This is a genomic window from Thioalkalivibrio sp. ALR17-21 (assembly GCF_000420185.1).
Taxonomy (GTDB): Bacteria; Pseudomonadota; Gammaproteobacteria; order Ectothiorhodospirales; family Ectothiorhodospiraceae; genus Thioalkalivibrio; species Thioalkalivibrio halophilus.
Genome location: NZ_ATUL01000043.1, coordinates 1 through 9,487 on the forward strand (window position 1 = coordinate 1; position 9,487 = coordinate 9,487).

Consider the following 9,487-nt stretch of genomic DNA (forward strand, 5'->3'; position numbering starts at 1 on the left):
CGGAGATTGCCCGAACGCACAATCGGCCGGAGGGCCGGCCTCCTACCGGGGGCAGGGTTCAACCCGCAGGAGGCCAGCCTCTGGCCGATCCGGCGCGGAGATTGCCCGAACGCACAATCGGCCGGAGGGCCGGCCTCCCACCGGGGGCAGGGTTCGACCCGCAGGAGGCCAGCCTCTAACCGATCCGGCGCGGAGATTGCCCGAACGCACAATCGGCCGGAGGGCCGGCCTCCTGCCGGGGGCAGGGTTCGCCCTGTAGGAGGCCAGCCTCTGGCCGATCCCGCGCGCCTCAGGCCGGCCCCGGGTCCAGCCGGCGTACGACCTCCAGGGCAACCCGCTGGCTGTAGTCATGGATCTTCCAGTGAGCCGGGCTCCAGCCGACCAGGAAGCGGTAGAAGTCGGCCTGCGCCAGCGGGAACAGGTCCCGCCATTCGGCCTCCAGCGCGGCCGCCTCCACGTCCGGGTGGTGATCGCGCAGCGCCTCGCGTAGGGCATCAAAATAGGCGTCCAGCAGGTCGGCCTCGCGATGCTCCTGTTCCTCTTCGTCGAGGCAGGAGCCGATGAAATAGGCCACGTCCTTCATCCCGCAGCCGCCGCCGACGTACTGGAAGTCCACTGCCGCCAAGGCGCCCCCGTCAGCAGCAAAACAGAAGTTCGCGACCTTCGCGTCACCGTGGACCAGGGTGTGAAAGCGGGCCGCGTTCAGCCGGCGATCGACCTCCGCGGCCGTGCGGCGGATGGCCGGGTCCTCGATCGCCGCCCATTCTTCCTGGCGGGTCGCCAGATGCCAGTAGCTGCCGACCGGCCACAGGCCGTCGGGTGCGGTGCCGACAAACGCGGCATGCAGCTCGGCCAGCCAGCGCAGGCAGAGGACCGCCCCGTCGAAGTCCAGGCGCTCGCGGCGGTCCGGGAAACCGGCCGCATCCAGATCCTCCAGGATCATCCAGCCGCCATGATCGTCCCCACCCGCCGCGAAACAGCGCGGGAGCCGACAGCGCGACGGATCGAGCCGCGGGGCGAAATCCGCGTACCACGCACGCTCCACTTCGTAGGATCGCCGCTTGCGCCGGTCGGAAACCCCGCCGCCCCAGCCGCGCGGGTGGCTGACGGCTGCCGGGTAGCGGACGTCCTTCACCATCACCGAGGCTACCGTCGCATCCTCCAGGCGGTAGCGCCGGATCTCGCCATAACCGCTCCACAGCCCCTGCACCCGTTCCTCCGGGTACGCTGCGCGGGCGCCGGTCGCGTCGCGCACGCGTGCGGCCAGCTCTGCGTCCTCCCGCGCACCCATGGCCGCAGCCGCCTCAGTTATGCAGCAGCGCGTCGGTGGTGTAGATCAGCAGCCCGTAGTCCTTCTGGTAGGTGTCACGCATGTGCGCGGCAATACGGGTGCAGAGCTCCTCGGAGCCCAGCACCTCGATGCGGATATTGCCGCCCTGGCGCCAGTTGCCGCGACGCTTGCCGTGTTCGCCCCAGCCGCGGGCATCGATCACGGTGTAGCCGCTGGCACCCAGCTTGCGGATCTCGTCGACCAGCATATCTTCCAGGATCGCCTCGGTGACGATCACCATCAGGCGCATCGGTTCGCCTTCCATGCCCTATCCTCCGACTGCGTAGAGTTGTTCGGCCAACCAGAAGTAAAGGGGTACGCCGACGAAGATGTTGAACGGGAACGTCACCCCCAGCGAGGCCCCGATCGACAGTGCCGGGTTAGCCTCCGGCACCGCAATGCGCATGGCTGCCGGCGCCGCAATGTACGAGGCACTGGCGTACAGCGTGGCCAGCAGCAGCGTGCCGCCCAGCGACATGCCCAGCCCCCAGCCCAGCACAATACCGAGGAGCGCGGCCACCACCGGCATCACGATCGCGAACGCCACCAGGAAGACCCCGTAACTGCGCACCTCGGCGATGCGGCTGGAGGCCACCAGCCCCATCTCCAGCAGGAACAGCGCCAGCACGCCCTTGAACAGATCCCAGAACATCGGCTCCAGCGGCTCGATGTTCTCCGGACCGGCCAGGTAGCCGATCAGCAGCCCGCCGATCAGCAGGAACACGCTCTTGCCGAAGAACACCTCGTGCAGGGTCTTGCCCCAGCGCGTCCCACCCCCGGTTCCGGCCTTGGCCAGCAGGATGCCGATCACGATCGCGGGGATCTCCAGCAGTACCAGGAACACGATCATGTGTCCCTCGTAGTCCAGCCCGCGCTGGGCCAGGTAGGCCACCGCTACCGAGAAGGTCACCACGCTGACGGAGCCGTAGTGGCCGGCGATGGAAGCCGAATCGGCGCGGGTCATGCGGCCGACCCAGCGCAGGATCGGGAAGGCGATCAGCGGGATGAACGCCGCCACCACCAGCACGGCCAGTCCGGGCAGGAGCAATGGCACCAGCTCGGATTCGGCCAGCTTGACCCCGCCGTGCAGGCCGATGGCCAGCAGCAGAAAGATGGACAGCGCCTCGTACACCGCCATCGGGATCTTCAGATCGGATTTGGCCAGCCCGGCGATCGCGCCGAGCAGGAAAAACAGAACGACCGGTTCGGAAACCATGGTCCTTGCCTCCAGTCAGAAACGTCGCCCCGCACCGGCTCTCGCGGGGCACGGGACTGTCGGTCTGGTTCAGTCGCTACCGGGCATCATCGAGGAGTGGTGATGCACGATCTTCCATTCGCCGTCGCGATTCTCGTAGACGAAGGTGTAACGCGCCGGTACGTCCCTGACCTCGCCGCCGTCGCGCACGCGAAAGGTATAGGTCCCGGCATCCGTCAGCTTGTTGCAGCCGAACTTCACGTTGCGCTGAGTGATCGTGCCCTCGGGCCGTTTCTCCAGGAAATGGCGGAAATAGTCGCGGATCTCGTCGCGCGTGGTGCGCGGAACGTTCGACACCGTGGGCAGCAGCACCGCGTCCTCGGCATAGCAGTCGGTGACCCGATCGGCGTCGCCGGTCTTCAGCGCGTCGTTCCAGCGGTCGAAAAGCTCTTCCGCCAGACGCCGGGTCGCGGGGGCGCAAACCACGCAGCTCTCGTCCACCGGGGTATCGATGGCGCCGAAGTTCGGGTCGCCACCGGTGCCGGTCACCGGGTGATGCTGGTCCCGGTACGAGGCACTCAGGCTGAAGCGGGCACGCGGCTCGCTGTCGGCATCAATGAACCGGGTGCCGCTGATGCGCGGCCGGTCGTCGGAAGGATTCTTCACGGGTGTTCTCCGCGGGCGCCGTGGCGGCCCTGATCAAAGGTTGTACTTTGCGGGGGATTGTAAACCGCCCCCCATAGCCTGTCAGCCGGGCCTGTCAGCCGGCACCGTTCATCCGGCGAAGGGGCCCTGTCCGGCATCGGCCTGCGCCTTGAAGGCGGCCAGCATGTCCTCGATCTGATTGCGCAGCCGTGCCTCATCCTGAATGGCGAAGTCGAGAAACGTCTGCGCCACCACCGACAGCACCTTCTGCCGCGGATGCACGATGTGCCACTGACGGTGGATCGGGAAATGCTCCACGTCCAGCAGCGCCACCGGCCCTTCCGCGCCCTCCGCGCTCAGGGTATGCAGGGACAGCACCGAGATCCCCAGACCACCGATGACCGCCTGCTTGATCGCCTCGTTGGAACCCAGCTCCATGCGCACCCGCGGATTGATACCGTGTTCCTGGAACAGCTTGAGGGTGGACTCACGGATCCCCGATCCCGGCTCGCGCATCAGGAAATTCTCCTGCTCCAGCTCCTGCAGCGGGATATTGCGGCGGCCGGCCAGCGGGTGATCGCGGCTGGCCATCACCACCAGCGGGTTGGGTGCAAAGGGGTACACCGCCACGTCGGTCAGGCGCTCCGGCACATGGCCGATGATGTACAGGTCATCGTCGTTATTGGCCAGGCGGTCCAGCACCCGGTCGAAGTTCGAAACCTCCAGCGACAGCTCCACGTCGGGATAGCGCCGCGCGAACTGGCCGAGAATGCTGGGCGCGAAGTACTGCGCCGTGGTGATCACAGCCAGCCGCAGCCGCCCGCGCTTGAGGCCGTGCATCTCGGCCAGCTTCATCTCCAGATTGGTCAGCGCCCCGAGCATCTCGCGGCAGGTGTCGTACAGCAGCAACCCTACCTCGGTGGGCGACGCCCGCCGCCCGACGTATTCGAACAGCGGCAGCCCCAGCGCGGAGGACAGCTTCTTGATCTGGATGGACACCGTCGGCTGGGTCAGGTGCAGCTCCTCCGCGGCGCGGGTGAAGCTGCCCAGGCGCACGATCGCTTCGAAGACCTGCAGCTGGCGCAGGGTCGCATGCCGGATCAGATGCGCCGGCAGCTCCGACTTCAGCATCACCTGCGGAAGGCCGGAATCCCGCGTCGAATCGCTCTGACTCACGCCGGCCCCCTGTTAACGGGTAGTCAGGCCGGCATACAGCATCGGCAATTTCTCCGGCAGCCGTTCGACCCGATCCAGCACCATGTAGTGGTTCCCAAAGATGCGCTCCACGTAATCATCGGCGTTGGGGTCCAGGCTCATGCAGAAACTGTGGACGCCGTTGCGTCCGGCCTCCTCCACCGCGCGGCGAGCGTCGAAGCGCAGGTACTGCGGATCACGCACGTCGGTATCCGAGGGCTCGCCGTCGGTAATCACCAGCATCAGCTTCTTCTGCGAGCCGCGGGCACGCAGCTGCTCCGTGGCATGCCGGATGGCCGCCCCCATGCGCGTGGAGAGCGCCCCCTTCATCCCCGCCAGACGCGCCCGCGCCGTGTCGTCCCAGGGCGCATCGAAATCCTTGAAGCGGAAGTACTCGACGTCGTGCCGCCCGTCCGAGTTGAAACCGTGGATCGCGAACGGATCGCCGATACGCGAGATCGCACCCGAGAGCAGCGTGGTCGCCTCGCGCGCCAGCTGCACCACCGAGGTGTCGGTCCCGCGCACCGTCTCGTTGGTCGATTCCGACAGGTCCAGCAGAACCAGCACGGACAGATCCCGCTCCTGGCGCAGGGTGCGGGTGTAGATGCGCTCGTCGGGCTGCCGGTTCATGCGCAGGTCGATCTGTGCCTCCACCAGCGCATTCACGTCCAGCTCGTCGCCCTCGGGCTGCCGACGCAGGCGTTGCACGCCTTGCGGCTGAATCGCCTCGATCAGGTATTTCAGACGTGCGATCAGCGGCTTGTGCTTTTCGTTGATCGCGTAGATCTCGTCCAGATCGCCCTTCTCCGGACGACGCTCCAGCAGCGTCACCCAGTGCGGGCGCTCCAGCTGCATCTGGTAGTCCCACTCGTGATAGTGGAACGGCAGCGAGATCGGCTCCTTGCCCTCCTGCGCGTTGATGCTGGTGTCCTCGCCATCGCGGAAAAACTCCGTCGCCAGGACCATGATCTGCTGGGCATCGTCCCCGGCACTGGGCACGTCCAGGGTGTTGATCATCTCCATCGGCGTGACGTAGATGCGTTCCTGACCCGAGCCGTGTGCGGCCAGCACCTCCGCCTCTTCTTCGTCCTCGCGGCCCACCGCCCAGATATAGCGGTTGTCGTCGCGGTAGACGACCTCGGGCACGATCTGCTTCGGGTTCACGTAGCCCTTTTCCGGGAACGCCGGCGCCAGCGCTTCCGCCAGTTCCGCCGCCAGTCCCGCACGCTCCAGATCGGACTCGCGGGCGAAGGCCGCCCGCGCCTCGTCCACGAACGGGTGCGGGTCCGTGTAATCGGCGTCGATCAGGGCGCGCGCGGTCCGTGCCAGCAGTGGCTGCGGCGCATCGCCGTCTTCCGGGGTGGCCGTGTGCAGGGGTTTCCAGATCTGCCCCAGCCCCGGGAATGCGGCCAGTGTCAGCCCCTCGACCCGGGCATCCTCGAACAGCTCCAGCAGCGCGCCCCGGATCCCCCGCGGCGCCTCTTCTTCCTGGCGCTCGCGGGTATGCACCATGTGCGCGGCGGCATGCGCCGCCGCCGCGCGATACAGGTCAAGCCCGGTCAGCTCGTCGGTGTCGTCGAAGGCATCGGGCAGGAACAGCGTGAACCCCTGGATATACGGCCGGTACCCTTCGCGCGATTCGAAATCGCCGCTGGTTGGCCGCATGAAGAAATCGCGTCCCCACAACGAGCGCAGATACAGGTTGATACGCCGCTGCACGTCCACGAACAAGGTCCCGCGGCGTTCCTTCTGGAATACCGAGCGCGACTCCGGCGACTGCAGGCCGAAGTATTCGATCTGCGCCTCCAGATCGGAGCGATGGGCCTGTGCGCCCCAGGTGGCCCAGCGCCGCAACCCGCCCAGGGTCAGATGGCTCAGCAGCTCGTCCAGGTGCTCCAGCATCGGGCGCACGCCGCGCGGGGCCTGCCCGAGCAGCGAATCCAGCAGGCGCAGATAGCCCTCGAAAAGGAAGTGATCGCCGAGCCGGCGGGCCGCGATCGGCGCAGTCGAGATCACCAGCGTGATCACCGCCGAACTGGTTTTGGAGTACATGCGGATCGCCGCGCTCAGCAGCTCTGCCACTGCATCCTCGCCCAGCTCATGCGCCAGCCCCGGCGCCTCCTGAATGAACGCCACGACCAGCTCGGTCCCGCGTCCCAGGGAATGCAGGCTGCGGGCTCCCTCGAGGTAGTAGCGTTCCAGTCCCGCCGGGCTGAATGCACGCGTTGCCTCGTGCCACGCAGATTCAAGCACCTGCGCGGCGTGGTCCCCGAGGTCCTCGAGGAGGTCCGAATAGTCTTCCAGATGGATGCTCATCGCGCGTTCGCGCCGCCTCGAAGGCGGTCTAGAAGAACGTGGTCACCGCCGAATCCAGCGCATCGCGCATGTCCGGATCGTCGGTGATGGGCCGCACCAGGGCCATGCGGCAGGCGGCTAGCGGCGCGACATTCTTGCCAATAAGCGTAGCCGCATACACCAGCATCCGCGTCGAGATTCCCTCGTCCAGTCCGTGCCCCTTCAGGTTGCGCGCACGCTCGGCCACGCTCACCAGTTTGTCCGCGACGTCCTCGCCCACACCGCCCTCGTGCGCGACGATCCGGGTCTCGGTCGCATGATCCGGGTAATCGAAATCCAGCGCGCCGAAGCGCTGTTTGGTCGACTGTTTCAGATCCTTCATCAGGCTCTGGTAACCCGGATTGTAGGAAATCACCACCTGAAAATCGGGATGCGCCTTCACCATTTCCCCCTTCTTCTCCAGCGGGAGCACCCGCCGGTTGTCGGTCAGGGGGTGGATCACCACGGTGGTGTCCTGGCGCGCTTCCACGATCTCGTCGAGATAGCAGATCGCCCCGAGCCGGGCCGCCATGGTCAGCGGCCCGTCCTGCCAGCGCGTCCCTTCAGCGTCCAGCAGATAGCGCCCCAGCAGGTCCGAGGCGGTCATGTCCTCGTTGCAGGCCACCGTCACCAGCGGCTTGCCCAGCTTCCAGGCCATGTGCTCCACGAAGCGCGTCTTGCCGCAGCCCGTCGGACCCTTGAGCATCATGGGCATGCGCGCCGCATACGCCGCCTCGTACAGCTCCACCTCGTCCGCGACCGGCTGGTAATAGGGCTCTGCGGTCACCCGGTATTCGCGCAGTTCGTCCTGCATGGCAATGCTCCTTCACAAAAAGGCCGGGCTTCGCCCGGCCATGCTCGCAATCCCGCCCGGACTCAGTCCGGCCAGACCCGATCCGGATGCAGATTCTCCCAGGGCGTATCCCCGGTGGCGCGATCGTCATTGCCAGGGGAGTCCTTGCGGCCACCGCGGCTCGAAGCCGGGGAGCGTTTTCCCGCCGTCGACCCGGTGCTCTTGCGGGTGGCGCCGGAGCCACCCGCGGACTTTTTAGCCGCAGGCTTCTTCGCCGTGCTGCCCCGCGGACCGGTCGTTGCCTTTCCGGACGACGATTTGCCGGAGGCGGGCTTTTGCGCCGGCTTGTTCTCCGCCGGTTTCTGCTCCGTGGCGGACTCCGGCTTGCTGCTCGACGTTTCATTCGTCGACGTGCCCGATGCCTCGCCCTTGTTGTCCTGATTCTCGCGCGCCGCGCGCACGCCGGCCGCCAGCTTGTTCTGCAGGTCACTCATTGTGACACCTCCTCGATGATGGCTTCGATCTCGGCCGCAGCCGCCTGTCCGGGTTTCCCCAGATCATAGACGGAGCTGCCTTCCAGCGCCGAACGCCGGTAGATGGCCCGCCGCCGCAGCGTCTGCTCCAGAGCGGGTATGTCGATCTCCATGAGGGCGTGCTTCATCGCACGCGAGAGCGCGCTGCGCACCTCAAGCTGGTTGACCACGATACGCGCCTGCAGATCCCGGTTCGCCCCTTGTGCCTCCTCCAGGCCCGTCCCCATGCGGACACTGCCCCACAGGTCCACCGGCGAAGGAAGCACCGGGATCAGCGCCAGGTCCGCCGCCGCCAGGGCGCCGTTCACCGCACCGCCTTCCAGGGTCGGAGGACAGTCGATGACCACGAAATCATAATCCCGACGCAGGTTTGCCAGCTCCCGGTCCAGCGGCCCTGCCACCGCGAACACGGATGCCGGGAACGGCTTGCGCTCCGAACTCATGCGCGCCCATTGCCCGGCGGAACCCTGAGGATCGGCGTCGACGACCAGGGTCCGGCCGCGCCGGGCCAGCCCGGCCGCGAGATTCATCGTCAGGGTGGTCTTGCCGGTCCCGCCCTTCTGATTGACGACCGCGATCACCCGCGAGCTCATTATGACCCCCGGGTCATGAAGTCACCTCGCCGGCGAGGCGGTCGACCTCGAGCGCGAAGGCGCGATCCGCCTCGCCGATCGCCTCGCCGTCCCGGGCGTCGATGGTGATGTTCACGTAGGTCGTCCCGAAGCTTATGTTCGGGTGATAACCGTCGGCCTCGGACAGATCCGCGACCCGGTCGAGGAAATCCCGCGTCACCCCGTATCGATCAAAGGTGTACTGCTTGCTGATCAACACCAGCGAACCCTTGCCAGGCTCCCAGCCTGCGGGAACCACGTCACCGTTCTCGGCCATCGGAATCTCCGCTGCCGTTTGCATTCATTTGAGCATCGATCTCGCGCACGTGTTCCCACTCTTCGTCGAGCAGGGCCGAAAACAGCGCGGCATCCTCTCGGGCGCCGGTGCGACGGCAATACGCCATTGCTTCCTCGTACATCCGCACCGCGTCCAGCTCCAGCGCACGGTTGTACTCCATCAGCTGCCGCACTGACCGCCCCAGACGCACCGGAGCCAGCTGGCCGCCGGGCGGGGCCAGCCCGTAGTGCATCAGGCGGGTCATCAGGCGATCCGCATGCTCCAGTTCTTCCTGCGCTTCCCGCCGCAACGAGTCGCTCAGCTCCGCCATGCCCCAGAGCGCGGTCAACCGCGCCTGGGCCATGTACTGCTGGACCGCCGACATTTCATGCGCGACCGCCCGGTTCAGATAGCCCACGATCCGTGGATCGGCCATCGGCGTATCCTCAGCTGGCGGAGCCGCTGGCGCTGGGCGCGGACGGCAGGATGCTTTCCACTTCGGAATGCACGCGGGCAATGATGTGCGCGGCCACCAGACCGTCACCCACACGCTCGCAGGAATCGGCACCGGCACG

General features: G+C 66.8%; 11 protein-coding genes and 1 pseudogene. All 12 read right to left on the reverse strand.

The genetic code is table 11. From position 1 onward, the window contains the following. Positions 1 to 289: 289 nt before the first annotated feature. Positions 290 to 1,291 (reverse strand): phosphotransferase, encoded by a 1,002-nt coding sequence (locus G020_RS0114100; RefSeq protein ID WP_024330038.1) that lies wholly within the window; start codon positions 1,289 to 1,291, stop codon positions 290 to 292. A 13-nt stretch (positions 1,292 to 1,304) separates the two neighbouring features. Next, a complete protein-coding gene (locus tag G020_RS0114105) occupies positions 1,305 to 1,595 on the reverse strand; it encodes a hypothetical protein (RefSeq protein WP_018871374.1) in 291 nt (96 codons plus the stop codon). Between the two features lie 3 nt (positions 1,596 to 1,598). Further along, positions 1,599 to 2,546: a sodium-dependent bicarbonate transport family permease gene (locus tag G020_RS0114110; RefSeq protein ID WP_024330039.1), complete on the reverse strand. Its 948-nt coding sequence runs from the start codon at positions 2,544 to 2,546 to the stop codon at positions 1,599 to 1,601. A 69-nt stretch (positions 2,547 to 2,615) separates the two neighbouring features. Next, positions 2,616 to 3,191: an SgcJ/EcaC family oxidoreductase gene (locus G020_RS0114115; RefSeq protein WP_024330040.1), complete on the reverse strand. Its 576-nt coding sequence runs from the start codon at positions 3,189 to 3,191 to the stop codon at positions 2,616 to 2,618. Between the two features lie 108 nt (positions 3,192 to 3,299). Then, complete coding sequence (locus G020_RS0114120; RefSeq protein ID WP_024330041.1) at positions 3,300 to 4,301, reverse strand: LysR family transcriptional regulator; 1,002 nt, start codon at positions 4,299 to 4,301, stop codon at positions 3,300 to 3,302. Positions 4,302 to 4,358: 57 nt separating this feature from the next. Next, positions 4,359 to 6,680 (reverse strand): nitric oxide reductase activation protein NorD, encoded by a 2,322-nt coding sequence (locus G020_RS0114125; protein ID WP_024330042.1) that lies wholly within the window; start codon positions 6,678 to 6,680, stop codon positions 4,359 to 4,361. Positions 6,681 to 6,708: 28 nt separating this feature from the next. Next, on the reverse strand, positions 6,709 to 7,512 hold the full coding sequence (locus G020_RS0114130; protein ID WP_018947961.1) for a CbbQ/NirQ/NorQ/GpvN family protein: 804 nt from the start codon (positions 7,510 to 7,512) through the stop codon (positions 6,709 to 6,711). Positions 7,513 to 7,574: 62 nt separating this feature from the next. Beyond that, the gene (locus tag G020_RS15170) at positions 7,575 to 7,985 is read right to left on the reverse strand and encodes a hypothetical protein (RefSeq protein WP_024330043.1); all 411 of its coding nucleotides are present in this window, start codon (positions 7,983 to 7,985) and stop codon (positions 7,575 to 7,577) included. Further along, a complete protein-coding gene (gene parA / locus G020_RS0114140) occupies positions 7,982 to 8,617 on the reverse strand; it encodes a ParA family partition ATPase (protein ID WP_024330044.1) in 636 nt (211 codons plus the stop codon). The genes G020_RS15170 and parA overlap by 4 nt, the downstream gene beginning before the upstream one ends. A 13-nt stretch (positions 8,618 to 8,630) precedes the next feature. After that, positions 8,631 to 8,912 (reverse strand): 4a-hydroxytetrahydrobiopterin dehydratase, encoded by a 282-nt coding sequence (locus G020_RS0114145; protein ID WP_024330045.1) that lies wholly within the window; start codon positions 8,910 to 8,912, stop codon positions 8,631 to 8,633. Further along, complete coding sequence (locus G020_RS0114150; protein ID WP_024330046.1) at positions 8,896 to 9,348, reverse strand: bacterioferritin; 453 nt, start codon at positions 9,346 to 9,348, stop codon at positions 8,896 to 8,898. The genes G020_RS0114145 and G020_RS0114150 overlap by 17 nt, the downstream gene beginning before the upstream one ends. A gap of 10 nt (positions 9,349 to 9,358) precedes the next feature. Continuing rightward, positions 9,359 to 9,487, reverse strand: a pseudogene (locus tag G020_RS0114155) (carbon dioxide-concentrating protein CcmK); the annotation flags it as partial.